Origin of the sequence: Rhodanobacter ginsengiterrae (genome assembly GCF_050026815.1) — a bacterium.
Classification (GTDB): Bacteria; Pseudomonadota; Gammaproteobacteria; order Xanthomonadales; family Rhodanobacteraceae; genus Rhodanobacter; species Rhodanobacter ginsengiterrae.
On sequence record NZ_JALBWO010000033.1, the window covers coordinates 17,149 to 43,483 of the forward strand.

General features: G+C 66.0%; 30 protein-coding genes, 1 tRNA gene and 1 pseudogene. 23 read left to right on the top strand and 9 right to left on the bottom strand.

Going from position 1 to position 26,335, the window contains the following annotated elements:
* Position 1: 1 nt before the first annotated feature.
* The 3 genes from bfr to ACQGNJ_RS00930 all read right to left on the bottom strand — a co-directional run bounded on the left by bfr (position 2) and on the right by ACQGNJ_RS00930 (position 1,468).
* The gene (bfr, locus tag ACQGNJ_RS00920) at positions 2–472 is read right to left on the bottom strand and encodes a bacterioferritin (protein WP_426687349.1); all 471 of its coding nucleotides are present in this window, start codon (positions 470–472) and stop codon (positions 2–4) included.
* Positions 473–606: 134 nt separating this feature from the next.
* Positions 607–816, bottom strand: coding sequence for a (2Fe-2S)-binding protein (locus tag ACQGNJ_RS00925; protein ID WP_426687390.1), 210 nt, complete (start codon positions 814–816; stop codon positions 607–609).
* A gap of 94 nt (positions 817–910) precedes the next feature.
* Complete coding sequence (locus ACQGNJ_RS00930; RefSeq protein WP_426687350.1) at positions 911–1,468, bottom strand: RNA pyrophosphohydrolase; 558 nt, start codon at positions 1,466–1,468, stop codon at positions 911–913.
* 179 nt (positions 1,469–1,647) lie between these two features.
* Between ACQGNJ_RS00930 and ACQGNJ_RS00935 the strand changes: the two genes are divergently transcribed.
* The 15 genes from ACQGNJ_RS00935 to glmU all read left to right on the top strand — a co-directional run bounded on the left by ACQGNJ_RS00935 (position 1,648) and on the right by glmU (position 13,809).
* Positions 1,648–1,724 (top strand) — tRNA-Met (locus tag ACQGNJ_RS00935).
* Positions 1,725–2,025: 301 nt separating this feature from the next.
* Positions 2,026–2,382 (top strand): 6-carboxytetrahydropterin synthase QueD, encoded by a 357-nt coding sequence (gene queD, locus ACQGNJ_RS00940; protein ID WP_426687351.1) that lies wholly within the window; start codon positions 2,026–2,028, stop codon positions 2,380–2,382.
* A 25-nt stretch (positions 2,383–2,407) separates the two neighbouring features.
* Positions 2,408–3,142 (top strand): 3'-5' exonuclease, encoded by a 735-nt coding sequence (locus ACQGNJ_RS00945; RefSeq protein ID WP_426687352.1) that lies wholly within the window; start codon positions 2,408–2,410, stop codon positions 3,140–3,142.
* 302 nt (positions 3,143–3,444) lie between these two features.
* Positions 3,445–3,831 carry a phasin family protein gene (locus ACQGNJ_RS00950; RefSeq protein WP_426687353.1) on the top strand — a complete coding sequence of 129 codons (387 nt, stop codon included), beginning with the start codon at positions 3,445–3,447 and terminating at the stop codon, positions 3,829–3,831.
* A gap of 161 nt (positions 3,832–3,992) precedes the next feature.
* Complete coding sequence (locus ACQGNJ_RS00955; RefSeq protein ID WP_426687354.1) at positions 3,993–4,457, top strand: hypothetical protein; 465 nt, start codon at positions 3,993–3,995, stop codon at positions 4,455–4,457.
* A gap of 3 nt (positions 4,458–4,460) precedes the next feature.
* Positions 4,461–5,285 (top strand): F0F1 ATP synthase subunit A, encoded by an 825-nt coding sequence (atpB, locus tag ACQGNJ_RS00960; protein WP_426687355.1) that lies wholly within the window; start codon positions 4,461–4,463, stop codon positions 5,283–5,285.
* 68 nt (positions 5,286–5,353) lie between these two features.
* On the top strand, positions 5,354–5,647 hold the full coding sequence (gene atpE, locus ACQGNJ_RS00965; RefSeq protein WP_426687356.1) for a F0F1 ATP synthase subunit C: 294 nt from the start codon (positions 5,354–5,356) through the stop codon (positions 5,645–5,647).
* A 102-nt stretch (positions 5,648–5,749) separates the two neighbouring features.
* Positions 5,750–6,220 (top strand): F0F1 ATP synthase subunit B, encoded by a 471-nt coding sequence (locus ACQGNJ_RS00970; RefSeq protein WP_426687357.1) that lies wholly within the window; start codon positions 5,750–5,752, stop codon positions 6,218–6,220.
* Between the two features lie 3 nt (positions 6,221–6,223).
* The gene (locus ACQGNJ_RS00975; RefSeq protein ID WP_426687358.1) at positions 6,224–6,757 is read left to right on the top strand and encodes a F0F1 ATP synthase subunit delta; all 534 of its coding nucleotides are present in this window, start codon (positions 6,224–6,226) and stop codon (positions 6,755–6,757) included.
* A gap of 233 nt (positions 6,758–6,990) precedes the next feature.
* Positions 6,991–8,541: a F0F1 ATP synthase subunit alpha gene (gene atpA, locus ACQGNJ_RS00980; RefSeq protein WP_426687359.1), complete on the top strand. Its 1,551-nt coding sequence runs from the start codon at positions 6,991–6,993 to the stop codon at positions 8,539–8,541.
* 120 nt (positions 8,542–8,661) lie between these two features.
* Positions 8,662–9,579: a F0F1 ATP synthase subunit gamma gene (atpG, locus tag ACQGNJ_RS00985; RefSeq protein WP_426687360.1), complete on the top strand. Its 918-nt coding sequence runs from the start codon at positions 8,662–8,664 to the stop codon at positions 9,577–9,579.
* A 128-nt stretch (positions 9,580–9,707) separates the two neighbouring features.
* On the top strand, positions 9,708–11,120 hold the full coding sequence (atpD, locus tag ACQGNJ_RS00990; protein ID WP_426687361.1) for a F0F1 ATP synthase subunit beta: 1,413 nt from the start codon (positions 9,708–9,710) through the stop codon (positions 11,118–11,120).
* 120 nt (positions 11,121–11,240) lie between these two features.
* Entirely contained in the window at positions 11,241–11,666 is a 426-nt protein-coding gene (locus tag ACQGNJ_RS00995; RefSeq protein WP_426687362.1) for a F0F1 ATP synthase subunit epsilon, read from the top strand.
* A 166-nt stretch (positions 11,667–11,832) separates the two neighbouring features.
* Positions 11,833–12,366: a hypothetical protein gene (locus tag ACQGNJ_RS01000; RefSeq protein ID WP_426687363.1), complete on the top strand. Its 534-nt coding sequence runs from the start codon at positions 11,833–11,835 to the stop codon at positions 12,364–12,366.
* Positions 12,367–12,438: 72 nt separating this feature from the next.
* Positions 12,439–13,809 (top strand): bifunctional UDP-N-acetylglucosamine diphosphorylase/glucosamine-1-phosphate N-acetyltransferase GlmU, encoded by a 1,371-nt coding sequence (gene glmU, locus ACQGNJ_RS01005; RefSeq protein WP_426687364.1) that lies wholly within the window; start codon positions 12,439–12,441, stop codon positions 13,807–13,809.
* A gap of 96 nt (positions 13,810–13,905) precedes the next feature.
* On the opposite strand, the gene ACQGNJ_RS01010 is transcribed toward glmU, so the two are convergent.
* Complete coding sequence (locus tag ACQGNJ_RS01010) at positions 13,906–14,898, bottom strand: chorismate transformation FkbO/Hyg5 family protein (RefSeq protein ID WP_426687365.1); 993 nt, start codon at positions 14,896–14,898, stop codon at positions 13,906–13,908.
* A gap of 92 nt (positions 14,899–14,990) precedes the next feature.
* Here ACQGNJ_RS01010 and ACQGNJ_RS01015 point away from each other — a divergent pair, with 92 nt between their 5' ends.
* The 8 genes from ACQGNJ_RS01015 (at position 14,991) to fabG (ending at position 21,481) form a co-directional block, all read left to right on the top strand.
* A complete protein-coding gene (locus ACQGNJ_RS01015) occupies positions 14,991–15,260 on the top strand; it encodes a phosphopantetheine-binding protein (protein WP_426687366.1) in 270 nt (89 codons plus the stop codon).
* A 97-nt stretch (positions 15,261–15,357) separates the two neighbouring features.
* Positions 15,358–16,074 (top strand): COG4648 family protein, encoded by a 717-nt coding sequence (locus ACQGNJ_RS01020; RefSeq protein WP_426687367.1) that lies wholly within the window; start codon positions 15,358–15,360, stop codon positions 16,072–16,074.
* Positions 16,071–16,376, top strand: a complete 306-nt coding sequence (locus ACQGNJ_RS01025) for an ApeI family dehydratase (protein WP_426687368.1) — start codon at positions 16,071–16,073, stop codon at positions 16,374–16,376. Before ACQGNJ_RS01020 ends, ACQGNJ_RS01025 begins: the two co-directional genes overlap by 4 nt.
* The gene (locus ACQGNJ_RS01030) at positions 16,373–17,329 is read left to right on the top strand and encodes a lysophospholipid acyltransferase family protein (protein ID WP_426687369.1); all 957 of its coding nucleotides are present in this window, start codon (positions 16,373–16,375) and stop codon (positions 17,327–17,329) included. Before ACQGNJ_RS01025 ends, ACQGNJ_RS01030 begins: the two co-directional genes overlap by 4 nt.
* Positions 17,256–17,912: a LolA-related protein gene (locus ACQGNJ_RS01035; RefSeq protein ID WP_426687370.1), complete on the top strand. Its 657-nt coding sequence runs from the start codon at positions 17,256–17,258 to the stop codon at positions 17,910–17,912. The genes ACQGNJ_RS01030 and ACQGNJ_RS01035 overlap by 74 nt, the downstream gene beginning before the upstream one ends.
* Positions 17,913–17,914: 2 nt before the next feature.
* Positions 17,915–20,308: an MMPL family transporter gene (locus tag ACQGNJ_RS01040; RefSeq protein WP_426687371.1), complete on the top strand. Its 2,394-nt coding sequence runs from the start codon at positions 17,915–17,917 to the stop codon at positions 20,306–20,308.
* Positions 20,292–20,726: a hotdog family protein gene (locus ACQGNJ_RS01045; RefSeq protein ID WP_426687372.1), complete on the top strand. Its 435-nt coding sequence runs from the start codon at positions 20,292–20,294 to the stop codon at positions 20,724–20,726. Before ACQGNJ_RS01040 ends, ACQGNJ_RS01045 begins: the two co-directional genes overlap by 17 nt.
* 17 nt (positions 20,727–20,743) lie before the next feature.
* Positions 20,744–21,481: a 3-oxoacyl-ACP reductase FabG gene (fabG, locus tag ACQGNJ_RS01050; protein ID WP_426687373.1), complete on the top strand. Its 738-nt coding sequence runs from the start codon at positions 20,744–20,746 to the stop codon at positions 21,479–21,481.
* Between the two features lie 12 nt (positions 21,482–21,493).
* Here fabG and ACQGNJ_RS01055 read toward each other — a convergent pair whose 3' ends face one another.
* From ACQGNJ_RS01055 to ACQGNJ_RS01075, 5 genes and pseudogenes are all read right to left on the bottom strand, one after another.
* Entirely contained in the window at positions 21,494–23,074 is a 1,581-nt protein-coding gene (locus tag ACQGNJ_RS01055) for an NAD(P)/FAD-dependent oxidoreductase (protein WP_426687374.1), read from the bottom strand.
* Between the two features lie 54 nt (positions 23,075–23,128).
* A pseudogene (locus ACQGNJ_RS01060) lies at positions 23,129–23,391 on the bottom strand (cation:proton antiporter domain-containing protein); the annotation flags it as partial.
* Positions 23,392–23,454: 63 nt separating this feature from the next.
* On the bottom strand, positions 23,455–24,210 hold the full coding sequence (locus tag ACQGNJ_RS01065; RefSeq protein WP_426687375.1) for a glycosyltransferase family 2 protein: 756 nt from the start codon (positions 24,208–24,210) through the stop codon (positions 23,455–23,457).
* Positions 24,207–24,998, bottom strand: a complete 792-nt coding sequence (locus tag ACQGNJ_RS01070) for a beta-ketoacyl synthase chain length factor (RefSeq protein WP_426687376.1) — start codon at positions 24,996–24,998, stop codon at positions 24,207–24,209. The genes ACQGNJ_RS01065 and ACQGNJ_RS01070 overlap by 4 nt, the downstream gene beginning before the upstream one ends.
* Positions 24,995–26,188: a beta-ketoacyl-[acyl-carrier-protein] synthase family protein gene (locus ACQGNJ_RS01075; protein ID WP_426687377.1), complete on the bottom strand. Its 1,194-nt coding sequence runs from the start codon at positions 26,186–26,188 to the stop codon at positions 24,995–24,997. The genes ACQGNJ_RS01070 and ACQGNJ_RS01075 overlap by 4 nt, the downstream gene beginning before the upstream one ends.
* Positions 26,189–26,335 lie beyond the last annotated feature (147 nt).

The window sequence follows — 26,335 nt, forward strand, 5'->3', positions numbered from 1 at the left end:
TTCAGCTCTGCATCTTGCTCTGCAGATAGCGCTCCGCACCGATGTCCCTGATCAGGCTGAACTGGGTTTCCAGCCAGTCGATATGCTCTTCCTCATCGTGCAGGATGTCCTTGAACAGATCGCGGCTGATGTAGTCCGCAATGCCTTCGCTGTACGCGATCGCCTCGCGCAGATCCTTCACCGCGGCCAGCTCCAGGTCCAGGTCACCCTGCATCGACTCGATCGCGTTTTCGCCGATGCGCAGCTTGCCCAGATGCTGCAGGTTGGGCAGGCCGTCGAGGAACAGGATGCGTTCGATCAGATGATCGGCGTGCTTCATCTCCTCGATCGACTCCCTGTATTCATGCGCCGCCAGCTCGGTGTAGCCCCAGTCCTTGAGCATGCGGTAGTGCAGGAAATACTGGTTGATCGCGGTCAACTCGTTGTAGAGCACCTTGTTGAGAAACTCGATGACCTTGGCATCACCCTTCATGGCTTCCACTCCGATCGATAGCAATCACGACTATACAAACTTCCCGCCGCTGCGGCGGGAATGAGAACGGAAAGCTTTGCCCCCGGCATGCGGAGCTGGCTCCGGCCGAGCAGCGACATCAACGGAGAGGAAGCTCAGGCCGCGGCGAGCGGCAGCGGGCAGATCACCACTTGTGAGCGTGCCTGGTCGAACGTGGCGCGCGCTTCGCTGTCACAGCTGCCGCAGCAGTCCGAGCAGCCGGTGCGTGCCTGCAACTCGGCAAACGTCTGCACGCCGGCAGCCGCCTCGCGGCGGATGTCGTGATCGGTGACGGCGTTGCACATGCAGATATACATGGCGCGCATGAGAACGCGAATGCGAATGATTGTCAACATGTGACTATGAGTCGATGCCTGGCATTCAGCCAAGCTGTCCCGGCATCCTGTTCAATCAAAGCGATCAGGCGACCGCGCGTCCGCCCTGCGGTTTCGCGGGTTCACCGGTGCTCTCGCGCGGCGGCAAGTTGCCCAGGTTCACGCTGAACAGGTCCTCGACCAAGGGCGCGAAATGGCGCAGCGCGCGTTCATACACCTGCCGCTTGAAGTTCACCACATGGGCCGCCGGGTACCAGAAATCGACCCAGCGCCAGATGTCGAATTCCGGCTTGTCGCACGCGTCGAGCTTCAGCGCTTCCTCGCCACCCACCAGCTTCAGCAGGAACCACACCTGCTTCTGGCCAATGCATGTCGGCCGCTGATGCCGGCGCACATAACGGTCCGGCAGGCGATAACGCAGCCAGCCGTGAGTGGCCGTGATGACCTCCACATGATGCGCGGCCAGACCGGTTTCCTCTTCCAGTTCGCGGTACATCGCTTCCAGCGGCGTCTCGTCCGTACGCATGCCGCCCTGCGGAAACTGCCAGCCATCACGATTGACCCGGCGCGCCCAGAACAGCTGCCCGTCTGCATTCAGCAGCACGATGCCGACGTTCGGACGGTAGCCATCTACATCAATCATGTCGCCTCCTGAGGCCGCATGCCGCAAGCTTGCCGCAAAGCTGCCGCGAAGTCCTGACCGCGATTCAACCACAGCCCGCAAAGCCGCAGCAAGCAACACACTTGAACCCGCGCCCCCGGCCCACTACACTTCCGCGCCCGCCCCCGATCGTTCCGATCCCTCCCGGCGGGCATCCCAATGGCTATGTAGCTCAGCTGGTTAGAGCACAGCACTCATAATGCTGGGGTCGGTGGTTCGAGTCCACCCATAGCCACCAAACGCATCCTGCGGGTAGCCCAATCCGGTCGGCAGGCCCTGCGACAGCGACGGCGCCCAGCAGTTGGCATGCCGTTTCGCAATGCCTTGTCCCGGCGATCTGGCTTCGCCGGACGATGGACATGCCGTTTGTTTGCGGGAGCACATGAACGTGTTCGTTGGCGTGACCAGCCCGGTCGATTGGGCGGACATGTCGCGGTCCGGTCGTCTGCCTTGGGGCTGGTGGCAGTCTGGCAGTCGCTCTTGCCCGAGTCGCCTCCTTGGGCGCGGATGTGTTGCGAAGCCAGATGTACAATCCGCCGATGGATATCTTCAAAGTCTTCACCCTCGAGGCGGCACACCGTTTGCCGAACGTGCCGGAAGGGCACAAATGTTCCCGCTTGCACGGGCACTCCTTTCGAGTCGAGATTCATCTCAGTGGTGAACTCGGAGCGAATACTGGCTGGGTGATGGATTTTTCCGCCGTGAAGGCGGTATTTCAGCCGATTTACGATCAGCTCGATCATCACTACCTCAACGACATCGAGGGGCTGGAGAATCCGACCAGTGAGCGGCTGTCGATGTGGATCTGGAATCGGCTGAAGCCGGGGTTGCCGCTGCTTTCCGAGGTGGTGGTACATGAGACCTGCACGTCCGGATGTCGTTACCGGGGTCCCTGACCGGTTGGGTGATTGATCAACGGAATTGGCCGACTTGTCCGGTCGAGCCGCTATCCTTCGCCGGCGCCGCATTCGGCGTGACCGTGCGGGATCTGTCTTGTTCGACCAACCTATCGTGATGCTCGATTTCGAGACCACCGGCCTCAGTCCGGTGGCGGGCGACCGCATTACCGAGGTGGCGGCGCTGCGCATTGTGGATGGCGTGGTGGCGGAGCGATATGTCACCTTGATCAATTGCGGCGTGCGCATTCCGTCGTTCGTATCGGCGTTGACGGGTATCTCGCAGCGGATGGTGGATGCGGCGCCGCCGGTAGCGCAGGTGCTGCCGCGGTTGCTGGAATTCATCGGAGAGGATGTGTTGGCGGCGCACAACGCGGGTTTTGACGCGCGCTTCCTGTTGGCGGAGAGCCAGCGGCTGGGATTGTCACCGCGGCATCGCGGCTTGATCTGTTCGTTGAAGCTGGCGCGCCGGATGTTGCCGGGGCAGCGCAGTTACAAGCTGGGCGGACTGGCGCAGGCGCTGAACATCTCCTATCGCGGCGCCGCGCATCGAGCGGAGGCCGATGCGGAGGTATCGACAAGGTTGCTGTTGCATATTGGTGAGTCGATGCAGCGGCGGTATCGGTGCTCGTCGATCACGCCGGATCTGCTGGAGGCGATCAACCGGCAGAGTGCGGCGAAGGTGTCGGCCTTTCTTGGGCGAACGTTTGCCGGCGAGCTTGAGCCGGAACGCATGGCGAACTCATCTCGCCGGCATTAGCGCTGTGCGGCTGAAGCTTGGGGCCAGCCGGATCGGTGTCCCGGCCGGAAATGCGCAGGCGAGCAGCCCAAGGCACGGACTGCATGGGCCATCGACCGGGTCAGCGCGTTTTGCCAGTTGCCATAAACGGCGCCAGACAGCCATTTTTGCCGCGGCGCGATGGGTTTTTCAGGCCGCTCAAGCGGCCGTTTTCACTGAATATTCCTGCAATGGTCTGGTTCACTTCGCAAAATATATATTGCACTGCACAAAAGTTGTTGTTAGAGTGACTCCACTACCCCATCCTCAACGAGGACAAAGCCATGACTCAGCAATACAACAACCAGCTCTTCGCGTTCACCAAGCAGTTCACCGACAGCGCGTTCAAGGCGCAGTCGCTGGCCTTGAAGGGCCTGGAGACGGTCGCCGAGCTGCAGCTCAAGGCGCTCGAGGAGCAGAGCAAGATCTCCGCCCAGTTCGTCGCCGAAGCGATGGAAACCCGTGACATGGACGGCCTGCGCAGCCTGTGGGAAAAGGGCAGCAGCTTGAGTCGCGAGAACGCCGAGCGCGCCGTGGCGGTGTCGCAGGAAGTGATCGCCGTGACCCAGAAGACCGCCGAGTCGATGAACGCGCTGGTGCAGGAACAGCGTCAGGCTGCCAACGACGCGGTTGCCGCACCGGTGGCCGCCAAGAAGGCTTCCGCCAAGTAATTCAGCGGTATCGTTGCGCTTCACGCGGCGTGAGCAGGGCCGGACTTCGTGTCCGGCCCTGCTTTTGCGTGCTGCCGAAAGAATTTGCGGCATGACTGCGACGGCGTCATGATTCAAGACGTTAAGCGCGCTGCAGGCCACGATGCCGCAGGTGTCACGGCTTGTTCCTGCAACTTTCCAACTGCTATACTTTTACGGATTGGATCGTGGCCCGCAGCTGTATCGGTGCCGCCTGCTGCAGGCCGCGCGGAGAAGCTACGTTGCTCAACAGTCTTGCCTCTGGTCGACACATCGCGCTGCGCATAGTTCTGCTGCAGCTGTTGGTGGCGTTGCTGGTTGGCCTCGTGTTTCTCGCACTGGGGCCGCGTGAAGCGGTTTCGGCTGCTGCGGGCGCGACGATGGTGGCGCTGGGTACCGCGCTGATGTCGGCGCGATTCTTCAGCGGCGTGACGGGGGCGGGTCAAGCGTTGGGCCGGTTGCTGACGGGCGTGCTCCTGAAATGGATCGTGATCGTCGGAGGGCTGATCGTGATCCTGTTCCAACTCAAGTTGCCACCGCTGGCCGCCATCACGGGGTTGGCGGCGGCTTACGCGGTTTATCTGCTGGCGTTCAGATTCAAGGGTTGATCCATGGCAAGCGAGCCGACTGGCGGTCTTACCGAATACATTCAGCACCATCTCACTCATCTGACACCGCATGTCAGCGAGGGCGGGTTCTGGGCGGTGCCCATCAACATCGACTCGATGACCGTGTCGCTGGCGCTCGGCGTGCTGTTCTGTGCGTGGTTCTGGTTGAAGGCGCGCAAGGCCACGGCCGGTGTGCCTGGCAAAGGTCAGGCGTTTGTCGAGATCATCCTCGAATTCGTCGACGGCCAGGTCAAGGACGTGTTCCATGGTGACCGTCGCGTGTTGGGTCCGTTGGCGCTGACCGTGTTCGTCTGGGTGTTCCTGATGAACGCGATGGACTTGCTGCCGGTCGACCTGCTGCCCTGGATCACCGAGAAGTTCGGCGTCGAACACTTCCGTGCCGTGCCCACCGCCGACGTCAACATGACGTTTGCAATGTCGCTGACCGTGTTCGCGCTGATCATCTTCTACAGCTTCAAGGCGAAGGGTTTCAGCGGCTACATGAGCGAGCTGTTCACCGCACCTTTCGGCAAGCACCCGCTGCTGTGGATTCCCAATTTTGCGCTGAATCTGGTCGAGCTTGCGTCCAAGCCGGTCAGCCTGGCGATGCGACTGTTCGGCAACATGTACGCAGGCGAGCTGGTGTTCATGCTGATCGCCGGCCTGTTCAGCGCCGGTGCCGGCGCGGCTGGCTGGGCGCTGTACGGCATGGGCATCATCGGCTACACGGTGTGGGGCATCTTCCACATCCTGATCATCTCGATCCAGGCATTCATCTTCATGGTGCTGACGATTGTGTACATCTCGATGGCGCACGATCACCACTGATCGGCGTACTCGAATCAACTGTTGCAACCGTTTTATCTATTCCAGTTTGAATTTCTCAGGAGACTACCGTGGAACATCTCGTCCAGTTTGCACAAATCCAGGGCTTCACCGCCATCGCGCTCGGCCTGATCATCGGTTTTGGTGCGCTCGGCGCCTGTATCGGTATCGGCATCATGGGTTCGAAGTTCCTTGAAGCCGCTGCGCGTCAGCCGGAGCTGGTGCCGCTGTTGCAGGGTCGCATGTTCCTGCTGGCCGGTCTGATCGACGCCGCGTTCCTGATCGGTGTGGCGCTGGCGATGTACTTCGCCGTGGCGAACCCGCTGCTGGGTACGGTGCTGACGGCTGCCGGCAAGGGCCAGTAAGAAGTACCTTCGCGATGGCGCCGGTCAAGGCGTCGTCGCGTATCTGGCGCGGGTCTTTTGTACCCGCGTTTGTCTTGTTCCGTATTTACAGGTAATGCAGCGATGAATTTCAACGCGACCTTGATTGGCGAAATGATTTCGTTCGCCATCCTGATCTGGTTCAGCGTCCACTTCATCTGGCCGCACATCAACAAGGCCATCGAAGATCGCCAGATCAAGATCGCCGAAGGGCTGAATGCCGCCGAGCGCGCCCACGCCGAGCTGAAGAGCGCAGACGTGAAGGTGGCTGGCGAGATCAAGCAGGCTCGCTTGCAGGCTTCGGAGATCATCGACAAAGCCCAGCAGACCGCCAATCAGATCATCGAAAAGGCCCGTGATGAAGCGATCAGCGAGATCAACCGGCTGAAGGCCGCCGCGCAGGACGACATCGCGTCGATGGCGCAGCGTGCGCGCGACCAGCTGCGCGAACAGGTCGGTGCGCTGGCGGTGCAGGGTGCCAGCAAGATCGTGCAGCGCGAGGTGGATGCCTCGACGCACAAGGTTCTGCTCGACCAGCTCGCAGCAGGTCTCTGATCCATGGCCCAGGCAATCACTCTCGCTCGCCCGTACGCTCGCGCCGCGTTTGAGGTGGCTCATGCGTCCGGCACGCTGGCTTCGTGGTCGCAGTCGCTGGCATTCGCGGCGGCAGTGGCGGGCGACGCGCTCGTGGCCGGCCTCGGCAATGATCCGCGGGTGCTGCCGGCCCAGCTGGTGGCCTTGCATCTGCCGGCCGGCATGGCCGTGGATGCGCCGTTCGGCCAGTTCCTGACCGAGATGGCCGAACAGCGTCGCCTGGCTCTGCTGCCCGAGGTGGCCGAGCTGTTCGAGATGCTCAAGCGCGAATCCGAGTCGCAGTTGTTGGTCAAGGTGACCAGCGCGATGACCCTGGATGCGGCGCAGTCGGAGCAGCTGAAGGTGTCGTTGAAGCGCCGCTTCAAGCGCGAGATCGAACTGGAAACCTCGGTCGATGCCTCGCTGCTGGCCGGTGTGGTAATCGATGCCGGCACCGAAGTGATCGACGGCTCGGCGCGCGGACGTCTCGCGCAGCTGGCCAGCGCCCTGGCAAATTGAGAGCAGAGACAAAGTGGAGAGAAGCGAGAGACGAGTGGCACGTACCTGACCACGCCGCCTCCCTTGCTCACCACGCGGGTCAGTTTTACGCGAAGTCCCTTTCGCGAAGCGCAAGACCGGCCGTCGATGGCCGGAAAGATTTGGTTACACGCGAAGTCCCTTTCGCGAAGAGCAAAACCGGCCGTCCGGGCCGGACTCTTAACAAGAGCATTCAATTTCCGGGATAGATGACCATGTCCAGCAGCACACTGAATCCGTCCGAGATCAGCGAACTGATCAAGAGCCGCATCGAGCAGTTCAAGCTTGGCGCGGAAGCACGCAACGAGGGCACGATCATCAGCGTGTCCGACGGCATCGTGCGCATCCACGGCCTGGCCGATGTGATGCAGGGCGAAATGATCGAGCTGCCGGGCAACGCGTTTGCGCTGGCGCTGAACCTGGAGCGTGACTCGGTCGGCGCCGTGGTGCTCGGTGAATACCAGCACCTGCGCGAAGGCGACACGGCCAAGACCACCGGCCGCATCCTCGAAGTGCCGGTCGGCCCGGAGCTGCTTGGCCGCGTCGTCGACGCGCTGGGCAACCCGATCGACGGCAAGGGCCCGATCAACGCCAAGCTCAACGCCGAAGTCGAGAAGGTCGCGCCGGGCGTGATCTGGCGCAAGTCGGTCGATCAGCCGCTGCAGACCGGTTACAAGTCGGTCGACGCGATGATCCCGGTCGGCCGCGGCCAGCGCGAGCTGATCATCGGCGACCGCCAGACCGGCAAGACCGCGCTGGCGATCGACGCGATCATCGCGCAGAAGGATTCGGGCGTTAAGTGCATCTACGTCGCCATCGGCCAGAAGCGTTCGTCGGTGGCCAACGTGGTGCGCAAGCTGGAAGCGCACGGCGCGATGGCGCACACCATTGTGGTGGTGGCTTCGGCTTCCGAGTCGGCCGCGCTGCAGTACGTGGCCCCGTATTCGGGTTGCGCGATGGGCGAGTTCTTCCGCGATCGCGGCGAAGACGCGCTGATCGTGTACGACGATCTGTCCAAGCAGGCGGTGGCGTATCGCCAGATCTCGCTGCTGCTGAAGCGTCCGCCGGGCCGCGAAGCGTATCCGGGCGACGTGTTCTATCTCCATTCCCGTCTGCTCGAGCGCGCAGCTCGCGTGAACGAGGAGTACGTCGAGAAGTTCACCAGCGGTGAAGTGAAGGGCAAGACCGGTTCGCTGACGGCGCTGCCGATCATCGAGACCCAGGGTGGCGACGTGTCCGCGTTCGTGCCGACCAACGTGATCTCGATCACCGATGGCCAGATCTTCCTGGAAACCGACCTGTTCAACGCCGGCATCCGCCCGGCCGTGAACGCCGGTGTGTCGGTGTCCCGCGTCGGCGGTGCCGCGCAGACCAAGATCGTCAAGAAGCTGTCCGGCGGCGTGAAGCTGGCCCTGGCCCAGTACCGCGAGCTGGCCGCGTTCGCGCAGTTCGCCTCGGACCTGGATCCGGCCACCCGCGCCCAGCTGGACCGCGGTCAGCGCGTCGTCGAGCTGATGAAGCAGGGCCAGTACGCGCCGCTGTCGATCGTCGAGCTGGCGTTGTCGGTATACGCCGCGGAGAAGGGCTACCTCGACGACCTGCCGGTGAACAAGGTGCTGGCGTTCGAGAAAGGCCTGCACGCGTTCATGCACCAGAACCACGAAGAACTGATGAAGAAGATCGTGGCCACCGGCGACTGGAACGGCGAGATCGAAGCTACCTTCAAGGCCTCGCTGGACGAGTACAAGAAGACCGGTAGTTGGTAAGAGGAGCCGGGATTCGGGATTTGAGATTCGGGATTCGGTAAGAGCTTGAGCGTGCGGCCTCTGCGAATCCCCAATCCCGTATCCCGAATCCCCCGAGTGAGCAAAGCGAGCGAGTAAAGCATGGCCAGCGGACGCGAAATCAAAACCAAGATCAAGAGCACGCAGAACATGCGCAAGGTGACGCGCGCGCTCGAAATGGTCTCTGCCGCAAAGATCCGTCGCGCGCAGGACCTGATGAAGGCCTCGCGCCCGTACGCCCGTTCGATGCGCAAGGTGATCGCGCATGTGGCCCAGGCCAGTACCGATTTCAGCCATCCGTTCCTGACCCAGCGAGACAACGTCGCGCGGGTCGGTTTCATCGTGGTCTCGACCGACCGCGGTTTGTGCGGTGGCCTCAACTCCAACCTGTTCCGCCGCCTGCTGCCGGCCATCGTCGAATGGCAGAACAAGGGCGTGCAGGTCGATGTGGTGGCGGTGGGCCAGAAGGCGGTCGCATTCTTTCGTCGTCTCAAGGGCGTCAACCTGATCGGCAGCGTCACCCACCTGGGCGAGCGGCCCAAGCTGGAACAGCTGGTCGGCGTGATCAAGGTGATGATGGACGCCTATGCGTCCAACGGACTGGATCGCGTGTTCCTGGCCTACAACGACTTCGTCAACACCATGACGCAGAAGCCGACGATCGATGCGCTGCTGCCGCTGCCGCTGGTGGCGTCGGAAATGGAAGCGCATCAGGCGGCGGGCGAATCGGCCTATGCCGGCGTGAAGCTGGAGGCGAGCCACGACTGGGACTACATCTACGAGCCCGACGCGCAGACCGTGCTGGAGCACGTGCTGGGACGCTACATCGAGTCGGTGGTGTACCAGGCGGCGCTGGAGAACCTCGCCAGCGAGCATGCCGCGCGGATGGTGGCCATGAAGAGCGCGTCGGACAACGCGAACAAGGTGATCGGCGAACTGACGCTGGTCTACAACAAGGCACGTCAGGCAGCGATCACCCAGGAAATCTCGGAGATCGTCGGCGGCGCGGCGGCTGTATAAATGCGATCGTCCCTGATCGCAGAACAAGATCAAGAGCGGCCATCCGTGGCCGCACTCCCAGTAAGAGCGACGCAACCTCGGCGCTTTGTACAAATCGAAACCTTAGAGATTCATCCGGAGCTATCAGCATGAGCCAGGGCAAAGTTGTTCAGATCATCGGCGCAGTCGTCGACGTGGAATTTCCCCGCGATCAGGTGCCGCAGGTGTATGACGCGCTGAAGATCGACGGCACCGAGATCACGCTGGAAGTCCAGCAGCAGCTTGGCGACGGCATCGTGCGCACGATCGCGCTCGGTTCCACGGAGGGCCTGAAGCGCGGCCTGCAGGCGCGCAACACCGGCGAAGGCATCAAGGTGCCGGTCGGCAAGGCGACCCTCGGCCGCATCATGGACGTGCTCGGCAACCCGATCGACGAGGCCGGTCCGATCGGCGAGAAGGATCAGTGGGTCATCCACCGCGAAGCGCCCAGCTACGACGAGCAGGCGGCTGCGACCGACCTGCTGGAAACCGGCATCAAGGTCATTGATCTGGTCTGCCCGTTTGCCAAGGGCGGCAAGGTCGGCCTGTTCGGCGGCGCCGGCGTCGGCAAGACCGTCAACATGATGGAGCTGATCAACAACATCGCCAAGGCGCACTCGGGTCTGTCCGTGTTCGCCGGCGTGGGCGAGCGTACCCGCGAGGGCAACGACTTCTACCACGAGATGAAAGACTCCAACGTGCTCGACAAGGTCGCGATGGTGTACGGCCAGATGAACGAGCCGCCGGGCAACCGCCTGCGCGTGGCGCTGACCGGCCTGACCATGGCCGAGTACTTCCGCGACGAGAAGGACGAGACCGGCAAGGGCAAGGACGTGCTGTTGTTCGTCGACAACATCTACCGCTACACGCTGGCTGGTACCGAGGTGTCCGCGCTGCTCGGACGCATGCCGTCCGCCGTGGGCTACCAGCCGACCCTGGCCGAGGAAATGGGCGTGCTGCAGGAGCGCATCACCTCGACCAAGACCGGTTCGATCACCTCGATCCAGGCCGTCTACGTGCCCGCCGATGACTACACCGATCCGTCGCCGGCGACCACCTTCGTGCATCTGGACTCCACCGTGGCGCTGTCGCGCGACATCGCCAGCCTGGGCATCTACCCGGCAGTGGACCCGCTGGCCTCGACCAGCCGCCAGCTCGATCCGCTGGTGATCGGCGAGGAGCACTACAACGTCGCCCGCCGCGTGCAGGGTACGCTGCAGCGCTACAAGGAACTGAAGGACATCATCGCGATTCTCGGCATGGACGAGCTCAGCGAGGAAGACAAGCAGGCGGTGTCGCGTGCGCGCAAGTGCGAGCGCTTCTTCTCGCAGCCGTTCCACGTGGCCGAGGTGTTCACCGGCTCGCCGGGCAAGTACGTGTCGCTGAAGGAAACCATCCGCGGCTTCAAGATGATCGTCGACGGCGACGTCGACCATCTGCCGGAGCAGGCGTTCTACATGGTCGGCGGCATCGACGAGGTGATCAAGAAGGCCGAGGACATGGGCGCCAAGAAGGCGGCCTGAACTGAAGCCGGGATTGGGGATTCGGAATCAGGGAGTCGGAGAGCGGCGTCATCGCGCCTTTGACGAATCCCGAGTCCCGAATTCCGAATCCCGTTCGACCGAGCGTAGCGAGAGAGAACTATGAGCCAAACCATTCGCGTCGACATCGTCAGCGCCGAAGCCGAGATCTTCTCCGGCGACGCGACGATGGTCGTTGCCACCGGCGAGCTGGGCGAACTCGGCATCACGCCGCGCCACGCACCGCTGATCACCCGCCTCAAGCCCGGCCATGTCGATGTGCTGCTGGACGGTGGCGAGCGTCAGCAGTTCTGGGTTTCCGGCGGCATTCTGGAAGTGCAGCCGCAGGTCGTCACCGTGCTGGCCGACACCGCCGCGCGTGCGTCCGACCTGGACGAAGCCTCCGCCCAGCAGGCCAAGAAGGAAGCTGAAGATGCGCTGGCCAACCGCACGGATGCGATGGAAATTGCCGAAGCCCAGGTCAAGCTGGCCGAGGCGATGACCCAGCTGCAGGCGCTGGAGCGTCTGCGCAAGAGCCTCAAGCACTGAGTTTGTGCGCTCGTCCATGAGCGCAGAGCCAAGATCAAGAAGCGGCCATCCATGGCCGCACTCGTGGATGAAGCGGTTGCTTCGATGGGCATTGCGAACTGCGAACGCCGGCCTTGTGCCGGCGTTTTTGTCTCGGCACGATGATGCTTCCGATACAGGGAAGGACATGAACGGATCGAGCCTGGCCTGGCGCTGCTGCGGCCTGCTGGCATGGCTGGTACTGGATGGCTGCGCCACGCGACCCGTGGCGCCGCCGCCCGCAACAGGCGAGTCTTCCTGGCGCATGGAGTTGCCGCCTGGCACGGTGCGCTATCAGCTGGCGATGGGCGAGGTTTCCAGCGGCGGCACGCCGTTCCGACGGGTGAGCCCGGTGTATCCGGCGGGTCTGCTGGCCAGCTGCCCGCCCCCGGAAGAACTGTCGGCACTGTTGATCATCGACGGAAAGGGTGCGGTCGGCGAGGTTCGCGTGGATGGAGAGGCTCACGCAGATCCGAGTCGGCATGCCTTCATCGACGCGGTTCGCGCGGCAGCGCGGCAATGGCAGTTCAACCCGCTGCAGATCAGCCGCTGGGCCGCCGATGCCGATGGCAACAGTCACGTGGTGGACAGCGAAACCCGCCCGTTCAGCCTGACCTACCTGTTCCGTTTCGAATGCCATGCCGGCAAGTCCACGGTTTCGGCCGCGGCCGCCAGGCCCTGAGCCACATTTGCCTGCGTCACGCCCGAACCGGCTGCTATGCTTTTTGATTGAAACACGTCAAGGCCGACACCCATGAACCACGCCCCGCTCCACGTCGTCATCCTCGCCGCCGGCGCCGGCACCCGGATGAAGTCCCATCGTCCGAAGGTGCTGATGCCGCTGGCCGGCCGGCCGCTGCTGGCCCATGTCATTGCCGCCGCGCGCGCGTTGCAGCCGGCCGCGCTGCACATCGTCTACGGTCATGGCGGCGATCAGGTGCAGGCGGCGTTCGCCGACCAGGCCGACCTGCGCTGGGCGCTGCAGGCCGAGCGCCTGGGTACCGGCCATGCAGTGGAGCAGGCACTGGGCGACATTCCGGACCAGGCGCGCGTGCTGGTGCTGTACGGCGACGTGCCGTTGACCCGGGTCGAGACGCTGCAGCAACTGGTACAGGCCGAGGGCGGCTTCAGCCTGCTCACCATGCGTCTGGCCGAGCCGCGTGGCTACGGACGGGTGCTTTGCGACGGCAACGGCTACGTGCGGGCGGTGGTCGAGGAGAAGGACGCCGACGAGGTGCAGCGCGTGGTCAACCTGGTCAACACCGGCATCCTGATAGCCGACGCGCAGGCGTTGCGTGGCTGGATCGGCCGGCTCGACCGCAACAACGCGCAGGGCGAGTATTACCTGACCGATATCTTTCGCATGGCGGCCGCAGAAAATGTGCCGGCGCTGAGCGTCGAGTGCGTCGACCCGGTGGAGGCCGCCGGTGCGAACAATCCGCTGCAGCTGACCGAGCTGGAGGCCGCGTGGCGCCAGCGCGCTGCGCAAGCGCTGCTGGCCGATGGCGTGCGCCTGGTCGACCCGCAACGCATCGAGGTACGCGGCGCCGTCACGGCCGGGCGCGACGTGGAGCTGGACATCGACGTGATCCTGGAAGGCGAGGTCGTGCTTGGCGACGACATTCGCATCGGTCCGTTCACCCGGCTCAGGAACGTACGGCTGGCCACCGGCACGGTGGTGCAGTCGCACTGCGACCTCGACGGCGTGATCACCCACGGGCCCTGCACGATCGGCCCGTTCGCGCGCCTGCGACCGGGTACCGAACTGGATGCCGGCGTGCACGTGGGCAACTTCGTCGAGACCAAGAAGACCCGCATGGGCGAGGGCAGCAAGGCCAACCATCTCACCTATCTCGGCGATGCCGAGGTCGGGCGCGAGGTCAATATCGGCGCCGGCACCATCACCTGCAACTATGACGGCGTGAACAAGCACCTCACCCGCATCGACGACGGTGCCTTCATCGGCTCCAACAGCGCGCTGGTCGCACCGGTGCGCATCGGCGCCCGGGCCACCATCGGTGCCGGTTCGGTGATCACCCGCGATGCGCCCGACGGCGAGCTGACCGTGGCCCGCGGCAAACAGCAGACCTTCGAAGGGTGGAAGCGACCCTTGAAGCAAAAATGAGGCAAGAGGAGTGAGGAGTGAGAGAAAGGCAGGAGCAGGTCCACCTTGGCTCGTTCCCACTCCTCACTCCTCTCCACTCACTCCTCGCCCTGCGCCCTACGCGTAACGCCAGCCATCGATCTCGACCAGCAGTTCGCTGCGGCAGATCTCGCCATGCAACAGCAGTACCGGCACACCCGGCAGGCGTGTCTCGAGGAACTGGCGCACCCGCGACGCATCGGCGCCGTGGCGCACATAGGTCTTCAATGGCGAATGGCTGTCGAAGCCACTGGCCATGCCGGCGTTGGCCAGCAAGGCGTCGAGGTTGAGCATGGTTTCGGCAAGCTGGGCGTCCAGGTCATCCTGGTGGGCCGAGGCGTGGCCAACCACCGCCGCGGTGCCGGAGATGGCCAGTGCGTCGCCGGCCGGCAGGCTCATAGCGCGCGCGAAGCTGGGTGGCGTGCGGCCGTACTGGCGCGGGTATTGCCAGGCGCTGACCTGGCGTGGATTTTCCACGCGCCGGCCGGGCCGATCGCAGGCCAGCAGATAAACCTGCAGCCGATGCGCGCCGTCGAGATGGCCAATGGCGGTGGCAGCCGGAAAGCCCTCGGCGAAGAAATCGCCCATGCCGCTGGCGCGGCCATCGCAGAAGTGCTTGTAGTGCTCGGCGTCGCCGTCGCCATGGTTGATCGCGCCAAGGTAGTTCCATATCCGCAGTACGTGCTGTTCCGCCCGCGCCGCCACCAGTTGGTGCAGTCGCCGGTAGGCCAGCTCGGCGGCGGCGGTGGCGCCGCCGTATTCGCGCTCGTCAAGTTCGATCGAGGCAAACAGCCAGCCGCCGCCCGCGGACCAGTGCAGCGCGCCGTCCCGCCAGCTGTTGACCGGTGCATCGACCTGCCACAACTCCAGCGGCGCCGGGCCGTCAAAGGCTTCCAGCGGAACCTGCAGGTAGCGCGAATCATCGCTGTGCGGGGCATCGCTGCCGAAGCCGAACACCGCCAGCGTGCCGCTTTCGGCAAGCAGCGCAGCCGGCGTGCCCATGCGATAGGAAACTCGCGGCGCACGGCGCACCGGCGAGTCGAGCTGCGGGTTTTCACATCCCTGAACCATGCTTTGCAACCGGGAACGACAAGGGCGCTATGTTACACTCCGCGCCCACTGCCACCGGGGGGAGGCAATGAATTCACCGTACGGAATCAAGCATGGCAGAGCAGACCGCAGCGCAGCACGAATTGGCCACTCTGGTGGTGGAGTGCCTCAATCTGGAGTCCGTGACAGCGGACCAGATCGAACCGGATGCGCCGCTGTTCGGGGGCGAGCTCGGACTGGACTCGATCGACGCGCTGGAGATCGCGCTGGCGGTGTCCAGGCATTACGGCTTCCAGCTGCGTTCGGACAATCCCGAGAACCGGCAGATCTTCGCCAGCTTGCGCACGCTTTCCGATCACGTCGAGCAGAACCGCGCCAGCTGAGGCTGGCGATTCTTCGCACCCCGCTTCGGTCCGTCACGTCCTCTTCCAGCAGCGGTGGCAGGCTGACGCTTTGGATCGACTCCTTGCGACCCCTGGCATGACGGCTACGTCTCCCTCGTCCGACCATGCACGGCTTTATGCCTTGTGCCTGCTGCCCTTGTATCCGCTGCTGGCGATCGCTGGCGCGGTGAGCCATCGCCAGGTGTTCGCGTTGCTGGCGCTGGCGCTGCTGCTGACCGTGCTGCTGCTGCCGCGACTGCTGGCGTGGCGCAGCACCGCGTGGCTGCTCTGGTCGGCCACGCTGGCTGGCTTGCTGCTGGCGTGGAAGCAGGGCTTCGCCGGACTGTTGCTGGAGGCGATACCCATCGTGATCAATGCGCTGCTGGCGATCTGGTTCGGCCGCAGCCTGGCCACCGGCGAGCCGCTGGTGGAACGCTTCATCATCGCCATCGAAGGTGCCGAGCGGCTGCAGTTGCCGGGCGTCGCCGCCTATGCGCGGCAGCTCACCTGGTTCTGGACGCTGTTGCTGGGCGCGCAGGCGCTGCTGCTCACCGTGCTGCTGCTGTGCGCCGATCACAGCGGCCTGCTGGAACGCGTCGGCGTCGCCTCGCCGCTGCACGTACCGGAACGCTGGGCCGCCGCCTGGCTGCACCTGGGCTGCTATGCCGTGCTGGGCGCGGCGTTCCTGCTGGAATACGGCTATCGACGCTGGCGCCTGCGTCATCTCAGTCATCCGGGTCTGCACGCGATGATGCTGCAGCTGGCGGTGCATTGGCCGCAGCTGATCCGTGGCAAGCGGGTGATCCGATCATGAGCGCCGGCTTCGAGCAGAACCTGCGCATCGACGCCGGGCACGCCGCCTTGCCCGGCCACTTTCCCGGTCATCCGCTGGTGCCGGGCGTGCTGCTGCTGGAGCAGGTCGCGCTGGCGTTGCGGCGCTGGCGCGGGCAGCGACTGGTGCGCGTGCTCGAGGCGAAATTCGTGGCGCCGCTGCGGCCGGATGAAACCGCCACGCTGTGCCTGACCGAGGCCGCGCCGGAAGGCTCGCGGGCCCGTTTCGAGATCCGCCGCGATGGCCTGCTGCTGGCGCGCGGTGTGGTGGAGGGAGCCCCGTGAGCAAACCCGAACACTGGCAGAGCCGGCCCGAGGGCGGCGGCCGTTTCGCGATCTGGCTGATTCGCAGCATCGCGCTGTATGGCGGGCGGCGGGTGGGTCGGCTGTGCCTGTATCCGATCACCTTGTACTTCTACCTGCGTCGCGGGCCGGAGCGGCTGGCTTCGCGGCAGTACCTGGAGCGCGTGCTCGGCAAGCCGGTGTCGGCCTGGCAAGTGCTGAAACACATCCACTGCTTCGCCGCCACGATCCTGGACCGGATCTTCCTGCTGGCGCACGGCGAGCGGCCGTTCGAGATCGAAACCCATGGCCTGGAACTGCTCGACGAGCGCTTCGACCGTGGCAAGGGCGTGTTGCTGTTCGGCTCCCATCAGGGCAGTTTCGAAGCCTTGCGCGCGGTCGGTGCACGCCGCCCGAAGATGCCGCTGCGCGTGGTGCTGGACAAGCAGAAGACGCCGGCGATGACCGAACTGCTGGAGGAACTGGCGCCCGAGGTGGGTGCCTGCGTGATCGACGCCGCGCAGGACGGCACCAGCATTGCGCTGGCGATGGCCGAGGCCTGCCAGAGCGGCGCGCTGGTGGCGATGCTCGCCGACCGCGGGCGCGGGCATGAGGTGCTGCGTCGTACCGACTTCCTGGGCAAGCCCGCGCCATTCCCGATCAGCCCGTGGTTGCTGGCGCATGCGCTGCAGGTGCCGGTGGTACTGTGCTTCGGCCTGTATCTGGGCGGCAACCGCTATCGCCTGGTGTTCGAGCCGTTCAGCGAGCGGGTGGAGATTCCCCGGCATGATCGGGGCCCGGCGCTCGATGCGCTGATTGCCCGCTATGCCCAACGACTGGAGCACTACATTCACGTCGCTCCCTACAACTGGTTCAATTTCTATGATTTCTGGCAAGACGCACCTCCTGCTGCCGAGCCTGTTGCTGACGCTGTGCGCGACCGCGTCAGCGTCTGAGCCGGCGCCCGCGTCTTCCACCGCGCAGGCGTTGATAGTCGCGCTGGGCCAGCCCGCCCCCGCGCACACGGCCTTCGCCGAAGCGCGCTTCATGCAGGTGCTGGACAAGCCGCTGGTGGTGTCCGGGGAGTTGTCCTGGCTGGGCGGCGACCAGCTGCAGCGCCGCGTCGACCAGCCGCAGCACGAGACCGCCACGATTGCCGACGGGGAAGTCACCCAGCAGCGTGATGGCAAGAGCGCGCGCCACTTTTCGCTGAAGCGCGCACCGCAACTGCAGGTGCTGCTGGACAGCTTCGTGGCCCTGCTCAGCGGTGACCCGGCCCGGCTGCAGCAGTCTTTCGAGATCAGCCAGAGCGGCAGCGCCGCCGGCGCGTGGACGCTGACCCTGGTGCCACGCGACGCGCGCGTGGCCAAGACCGTGGCCAGCATCCGCATCGACGGCGTCGGCAACGAATCGCGCTGCATGCACATGCAGGAAGCCGACGGCGATCTGGCGGTCGACCTGCTGGGGTCGCTGGCACCGAAGATGCCCGCCGAGCCGACCCGCGAGTCGCTGCAGGCGCTGTGCCTGGGCAGCCACTGAGCATGCGCCGGGGTGCCCGCGCAACCTTGCTGGTGCTCTGGTTGCTGGCGCTGGCCGGCCTCGGCTGGATGGTCGCGCAGCGGCTGAAGATCAGCACCGACCTGCGCAGCTTCATGCCGGCGCCGACCACGCCCGACCAGCGCCTGCTGATGGAGCAGGTCGGCGAGGGGCCGGGCTCGCGCCTGCTGCTGCTGGCCATCAGCGCGCGCTGCACGACCCCGCATGCGCATGCCACCAGGGACGGTTCTGCCGTCACGCCTTGTGCAACGTTGCCGCCCGCGCAGCGCGATGCCGCGCTGGCGAGCCTGAGCCAGGGCCTGGCCGCGGCGCTGAAAAAGGACCGGCATTACAGCCAGGTGGTCAATGGCAGCTTCGACCTCGGCGCGCTCGACCCCAGCCTGCTGCCATACCGTTTCCTGCTGTCGCCGACGCTGGACACGCAGCCGCTGGACGAGCCGTATCTCGCCGATCAGTTGCAACAGCGGCTGGATGATCTGTCCTCGCCCGCCGCCAGCTTGCTCAAGGGCCTGCTGCCGCGCGATCCCACGCTGGAAGTGCTGAAGCTGGCCCAGTTGTGGGCGCCGGCGAAGTCGCCGGAAGTGCGCGAGGGTGTGTGGTTCTCGCCGCAAGACGAGGCATTGCTGCTGGTGCAGACAGTGGCCGCCGGTTTCGATCCCGGAGCGCAGGAGCAGTCGATCGGCGGCATCCGGCAGGCGTTCGCTGCGCTGCCGGGCAGTACCGCAGCCACACTCGACCTTAGCGGACCGGGCTACTTCAGCGTGGTCGTCGGCGCCCAGACCCGCCATCAGGCCGACTGGATCGGACGCATCTCCACGGTCGGTTTCGTCGCCCTGCTGCTGCTGGCCTACCGCAGCTTCAGCTCGCTGCTGCTGGGTGCGCTGCCGATCGCCAGCGCCGCGCTGGCGGGCATTGCCGCGCTGACGCTGGCGTTTCCCGAAGTGCACGGGATCACCCTGGCCTTCGGCTTCACCCTGCTCGGCGTGGCGCAGGAGTATCCGATCCGCGTGCTCAGCCACCGGCGCGCCGGCGAGGATGCGGTGCAGAGCGTGCGCGCGCTGTGGCCGCTGCTGCTGACCGCGATCGCCTCGGCCTGCATCGCCTACCTGGCGTTCTACGCCTCCGGTGTGAATGGCCTGAAGCAGCTGGCGGTGTTCACCATCGTCGGGTTGCTGGTGGCGGGTTTCAGCACGCGCTATCTGCTGCCGCACCTGCTGCCGCGGCGCGTGCGCGACGTGGCCGACATGGCGTGGCTGGCACGGGCGCGGCGCTTGGTCGATCGACTGCCGCGGCCACGCTGGATTCCGTTGCTGGTGGCGGTGGCGATCGTGGTGATGCTGACCTTCGCGCGTGGTCCGTTCTGGCAGAACAACCTCGCCGCGCTGACCCCGCTGCCGCAGGACCTGTTGCTGCACGACGCACGCCTGCGCGAGGCGCTGGGCGCCCCTGACGTGCGCTACATGCTGGTGCTGCAGGCACCGACCGAACAGGGCGTGCTGGCGCTGTCGGAAAAGCTGCAACCGCAGGTCGACGCACTGGTCGGCAGGCATGCAGTCGACGCACTCGAGTTGCCGTCGCGTTATCTGCCCAGCGTTGCCGTGCAGCGCGAGCGGCAGCAACAGCTGCCCGATCGGGCCAGCTTGCAGCACGCGCTGGATCAGGCGCTGCACGGCCTGCCGTTCCGCGCCGATCTGTTCCAGCCGTTTGTCGACGACGTGGAAACCGCGCGCACGCTGCCGCCGCTGACGCCGGAACGCTATGCACAGACGCCGCTGGGCCAACGCCTCGCCGCGATGCTGCTGCATCGTGACGGGCATTGGCTGGGCCTGGGCACGGTCAGTGGCGTGCATGACGTGGCCGCACTGCGGGCGCTGGGTGCGGACAGCGGCGGCATGGTGCGCCTGCTGGATCTGAAGGCCGCCTCCGAATCGCTGGTGGTCGACTACCGCACGCGCATCCTGCAGGCGCTGCTGGCAGCCAGCCTGTTGCTGGTGCTGACCATCAGCTTCGCGCTGCGCAGCGTGCGTCGCGCCTGGCACGTGCTGGCACCGATGACCCTGGCCACCTTCCTGGTGCTGGCGGTCGAGCGGATGATGGGCATCGAGATCTCGCTGTTCCATCTGGTCGCGCTGATCCTTGCCGGCGGCCTGGGCCTGCATTACGCGCTGTTCTTCGAGCGCGATACCGGCGACCCCGCCGAGCAGCGGCGCACGCTGCACGCCACCATCGTCTGCGTGCTCTCCGCGCTGCTGGTGTTCGGCATGCTGGCGTGGGCGACGATTCCGGTGCTGCGGGCGATCGGGCTTACCGTAAGCCTGGGCGTGGCCTTCCATTTCTGTCTGTCGATCCTGATGGCGCCGCATGCTTCCGAAGAGTGACTGGGCCGCGCTGATTCCGCACGCAGGCACGATGTGCCTGCTCGACGTGGTGTGTGCGTGGGACGCGACCGGCATCCATGCGCAAAGCGCCGGCCATGCGCGCGCAGACAATCCGCTGCGCGGCGAAGCTGGCCTGCACGCCGTGCATCTGGCCGAGTACGGCGCGCAGGCGATGGCCGTGCACGGTGCGTTGCTGGCGCGTTCGCGTGGCGACCAGCAGGTGCGGCCCGGCATGCTGGTCAGCCTGCGTGACGTGCAACTGTTCGCCGAGCATGTCGACCAGCTCGAGGGCGAGCTGGACGTTTACGGCGAGTGTCTTTATGCCGACGAGGGCGGCGCGCAATACACGTTTCGCGTCGAACATCGCGGACGATTGCTGGCCAGCGGCCGTGCCGCGGTGATCCATCCCGCGCGTTGATCAGGAGCAGTTGTCCCATGTCCGAAACAGGCACATCACGTCGCGCGCTGGTTACCGGTGGCAGCGGTGAACTCGGCGGAGCCATCTGCCACGCGCTGGCCGCCGCCGGCTGGCAGGTCATCGTGCACGGCCATCACAGCCTGACCCGGGCGCAGGAAACCGCCGCGGCGATCGTCGCTGGCGGCGGCAGGGCGCAGGCGCTGGCCTTCGATGTCGCCGACGCCGAAGTGACCCGCGCCGCGCTCGATACGCTGTTGTCCGAAGGGCCGATCCATGCCGTGATCAACAACGCCGGCATCCACGACGATGCGCCGATGGCCGGCATGAGTGAGCAGCAGTGGCATCGGGTCATCGATGTCTCGCTGCACGGCTTCTTCCACGTCACCCAGCCGTTGCTGTTGCCGATGGCGCGGCAGCGCTTCGGCCGCATCGTTTCGGTCAGCTCGGTGGCGGCGCAACTGGGCAACCGCGGGCAGACCAATTACGCCGCGGCCAAAGCCGCGCTGCACGGCGCCAGCAAGTCGCTGGCGCGCGAGATGGCCTCGCGCGGGATCACCGTCAACGTGGTCGCGCCCGGGGTGATCGAGGGGCGCATGGCCGATGCGGCGTTTCCGCCGGAACGCATCCGCGAGGTGGTGCCGGCGCAGCGCGCCGGCAAGCCGGAAGAAGTTGCCGCGCTGGTCGCCTTCCTGTGCTCGGACGCAGCTGCCTACATCAACGGCCAGGTGATCGGCGTCAACGGCGGCATGGGCTGACGACCGGCAAACTCACGCCACCGCCCTGAACAGCGGCGGTCGCGGCTGGCCCGACAGCGGCGCGTGCAGGCGCGGGTCGCTGGCGCTGGCCTGCAGCACCAGCGCATCGGCCACGCCATCGAGCATGCGCACGTTGTCGCGCAGCCGGGCGCGCACGCCGGCGTCGTCGAGCGGGTCATACAAGGTGGCGTTCAGTTCGGCAAACCAGGCCAGCGTGCACTGGTCGAGCATCTCGCGCCGGGTCTGTCCGCCGCCGGCAGCGTGCCAGTCGCGGAACAGTTGCTGCATGCGCGTGTTCAGCGCCTGCGCCTGTTCCAGTTCGGCACGCATCTCGCCCAGCAGTGCCAGATCCGTGAGCCGGTGCTGGAAAACCAGCTGGCACAGCACGCCCCAGTAGTACGCGTAGTCCCAGATGACCTTGGCCGACAGCACCTCGGGGTTGCCGAACAGCGGATACTGGTCGCGGAACAGAGCCAGCGTGTTCTCGTAGAACGAGAAGTAGAGCTTCTCGTAGAAGTGCGCGAACGGGGCGACGTTGCGTGACGCGCGGTCGTGGCCGACGAGCGCCACGATGTAGGTATTGCAGATGGCGATGAAGTCGCTGCCCGGCGAATAGAACGGATCGAGGAAGGTGCCGGCCTCGCCGGTGAGCGCCCAGCGGTCGGCGCTGAACAGCTGCTTGCTGCCGTGGGAATAGTTGCGCAGGAAGTGGAAGTCGAGCAGGCTGTCGCGCTCGGCGGCGATCGCACGCCCCATCGCCGGTTGCTTGCGCTGCAGCCATTCCAGCGCGCGTTCGAAATCGCGCATGCCGTCCAGCGGATGCATCGCCGCATCGCAGACGATGCCGACCGAGTGCGCACCCGATCCCAGCGGGATCAGCCACGCCCAGTAGCCGGCGCCCATCAGGTGGTTGGTCGAGCGCCAGCGTTCCGGCGGGCTGCAGCGCGCGCCCCATTCGGCGTCGTCGCTCCAGCGGCCGATGTCCAGCCGCGTGTCCATGCGGAACCACACCGCGTTGGCGTGGTGCCCGTTGTCGAGCGTCAGCTCCAGTCGTCGCCGCAGCAGGGCCGCGCGCCCGGAGGCGTCGAGCAGCCAGCGCGCGCTGACGGTGTGCTCGCCGGCATCGTCGATGAAACGCACCTCGTGCTGCGCGCCGTGCTCGCCCAGGGTGAAGCCCTTGACAGTGGCGCCGTCACGAAAGTCGATGCCGCGGCGCCGCGCTTCCTCGCCGAGGAAGGTCTCGAAGATGCCGCGGTCGAGCTGGTAGCTGGGCACCGGCAGGATCCTGCTCACGCCGAGTTCGGTGGTGTTCTCGATGTCATGGCGCCCTTCGGAGAAGAAGTAGCGCAGGCCGAACTTGCGGATGTGCGCCGCATCCAGATGGTCGCGCAGGCCCAGCGTGTGGTCGAAGTAGTGCGCGCCGATTTCCACCGTCGACTCGCCGACCTTGTGCGCGGCCGGCGGCAGCGGATGACGGTTGCGTTCCAGCACCAGGATGTCCATGTCCGGAAATTCGCCGCGCAGCTGCAGCGCCAGGCACAGGCCGGCCAGTCCGCCGCCAAGGATTACCGCTTCGTGCGTGGTCTGGCTCATGCAGGTTCGGGCTCCGGAGTGCGTGACGCGGTATCGCAGGCTGCGGATGATGGTTCACTCCAGGTCGGGGTGGCGTGATCCGGCGGCGACCGCGCCCGCCCGATCACGACTGAACAGCCGCAGCATTGGCGTCGTCATCATGGTGGTGACGATCGCCTCAGCAGCAGGTTGAACATCGGCGGGCCGATCACGCCGGCATCCAGGCCGATCTCCAGCACGGTCAGTTCGACCATGCCGCGCGCGTTCATCAGCGAGCCCACCGCGAAACTGTCGCGCCAGCCATGCCCGCCCAGCCGCGCGCCCAGCGCAGCAGCCAGGCCAGTCCGCGCGAGGTGAGCAGGATCACCACCAACTGCAGCCGCAGCGCCTGGCCCATGGCCTCAGCCGGGCGTGCCGCCGGCGATGACGGGGGCGGCGCGCGACCGTCGATAGCTGGCGATGATGTTGCCGTAATGGATCACCCGCCCGATGGTGTAGGTGGTGATGCGGGTGACGTCGCGCACCGGCTTGAGGTGGCTGGGGCGGAAGCTGCCGTGATAGCGCGAGGCGATCGGCACCGAGACCACGCCGAGATGCTTTTCGCGCGAGGCGGCGATCAGGATGGCCGCCTCGAACACGAAGTTCTCCGCCGGCAGGTCGACCAGGTCGAGCGCGGCGCGCGGGTACCAGCGCTGGCCGCTCTGGGTGTCGGCGACCGGTTGCGCGCATGCCCACGAGATGCCCCAGTCGGCCACCGCGTTGGCGCGGCGGCGGCCGGTGGGCTGCTGTTCCTTGTCGAGCAGCCGCGCGCCGATCACGATGTGCCGCGAATGCTGCGCCGCTGCGGCAACGATGCGCGGAATGTCGTCAGCCAGGTGCTGGCCGTCGCCGTCCATGGTGAGCACGGCGTCGTAGCCTTGCCGCAGCGCCTCGCGGAAGCCGCGGCGCAAGGCCTCGCCCTTGCCGCAGCGCCGCTCGTTGCGCAGCAGCGTCACCGGCAGCGCGGCGACGATGTCGGCCGTACGATCGTCCGAGCCGTCGTCGATCACGATCACCGGCGCGCCCAGCGCGAGCACCGATGCAATCACCGAGCGGATCGCGGCTTCCTCGTTGAGGCAGGGGATCAGCACGCACCAGCGCGGGTTGACGGTATTCAAGCGACTTTCTCCATGTCGATCTGCAGCCCCAGCCGCGCGGCGGCTTCAAGTTGGCAACGTCCCCGGCCCTGCGCCAGCAGCGCCAGCAACGGCAGGGCGGCGGCGGAGGGATTGCCATCGCGCCAGCCGGCCATGGGTTCGTCGAGTGTGCTGGATGGGCGTGCGTTTGTCAGCGTGAGGCGCAACCGGGCCAGGCTGCGCGCACCGGCGACCGGCATCAGCATCAGCGCGCAGCCGAACGCCTGGGTGCAACCGGTGACTTCCAGCAGCGGCCCGGTACCGACGAAATCGCTGCACACCAGCAGCACCGGGCGCTGCTCCGCGCACACCTGGCTGGCCGCCTCCAGCAGCCCCGCACCGAAGCTGGCGCGTTGCGCCGCGATCGCGGTGGACGGTGCGTGACAGCCAGTGGCGATGGTCCAGTAGCCGACCGCGGCGTTGTGCACCGAATTGTGGAAGCGGATCGGTGACAACTCGGTCGGTGCCTGCGCCAGCGTGGCGCACATGTAGTCGGTGATCGCCTGGTCGCCATGCGAGGAGGCGAACACGCAAGCCACTGCCGCTGCTCCCTGGCCGCTCATCGCCACCGCCTGGCCGGCAACTTCCACCGCCAGCAACACGCTGTCCGGCGCGCGGCGACGTTCGTTGGCCGGCAGCGTGGCGGCGGCCGGTCGCCGCGGCGACGGCGCGGGGGTCTTGCCGTCCAGCACGCTGCGCAGGTCGGCGAAGTCGGCCAGCTGTGGCGACCACAGGCCAACGCCGTCGATGAAGAACTCCAGTGCGGTCATGCGACGAACCCAGCGCGGGCGAACGCCAGGCAGGCGTTGTTGCCGCCGAATCCGAACGAATTGCTCAGCGCCACCGCGACTTCCCGCTTTTCATTGCGCCAGGCGAACTGCACACCGCAGGCGGGATCGGGCGTGTCGCCGCCGAGGTTGCCCGGAATCATCCCGGACTGGATCGCCTGCAGTGCAATGGTCGCCTCGATGATGCCGGCGGCGCCGAGCGTATGGCCGGTGTAGCCCTTGGTCGAACTCGCCCGGGTGCGCGCGGGAAAGGCACGCGAGACCAGTGCGGCTTCCACTTCGTCGTTCTTCTGGCTGGCGGTGCCGTGCAGGTTGATGTAATCGACCTGGCTTGCGGCCAGGCCGGCCCGTGCCAGTGCGTCGTGCAGGGCCAGCTCGGCGCCGAGGCCCTGCGGATGCGGGGTGGACATGTGGTGGGCGTCGCTGGCTTCGCCGTAGCCCAGCAACTGCAGCGCGTCGGGCGCCACCTCGGCGCGTTCGAGCAGGGCGAAGCCGGCGGCCTCGCCAATCGAGATGCCGTCGCGCGCCGCATCGAACGGGCGGCAGCGTTCGCGCGAGATCAGTTCCAGTGCATTGAAGCCGAACAGCACGCTGTCGCACAGGCTGTCCACGCCGCCGACCACCGCCGCATCGACCAGGCCAAGCCGGATCATCCGTTCCGCGCTGGCGAACACCTTGGCGCTGGACGAGCAGGCGGTGGACACGGTCAGGCACGGGCCTTCCAGCTGCAACGCCGCCGCCACGAAGGCCGCCAGCGAGTGGGGCGCGTGCAGCGGCGAGTAGAGTTTCTCGTCGCGAAAGCCGCCGTCCCCGTCGAGGTCGCGGTAAGCCTCTTCGGTGGCGCCGATGCTCGCGGTGGAGGTGCCCAGCAGCAGCGCCACGCGCGCCGCGCCGTAGCGGCTGCGGGCGGTGTCCACTTTCTTCAGGAAGCCGTCCTGATTCAGGCCGAGCCAGGCCAGCCGGTTGTTGCGGCAGTCCCATTCCTGCAGCCCGGCGGGCAACTGCACGGCTTCCACGCCGGCGACCCGACCGATCCAGCACGCCAGCGGCACACTGCTGATGTCGTTCGGGCGCAGGCCGCTGCGGGCCGCTTCGAGAGCTGCGAGTTGGGCGGTCAGGCCACTGCCCAGCGCCGAGGTGGCGGTGTGGCCGGTGACGGCGAGAGGTGGCATCTTGAGGGGCATCTTTGAAAGCCTAACGGTGGCCTGGCGGAATGCCTAGCCCGTGATCACGCCGGCGGCAAGGTTGCGGTCCGTCGCATGAAGGTGCTGCGAACAGGATGCGGCCGCTAAACTGCACCATTCCCGCCGCGCCGCGAG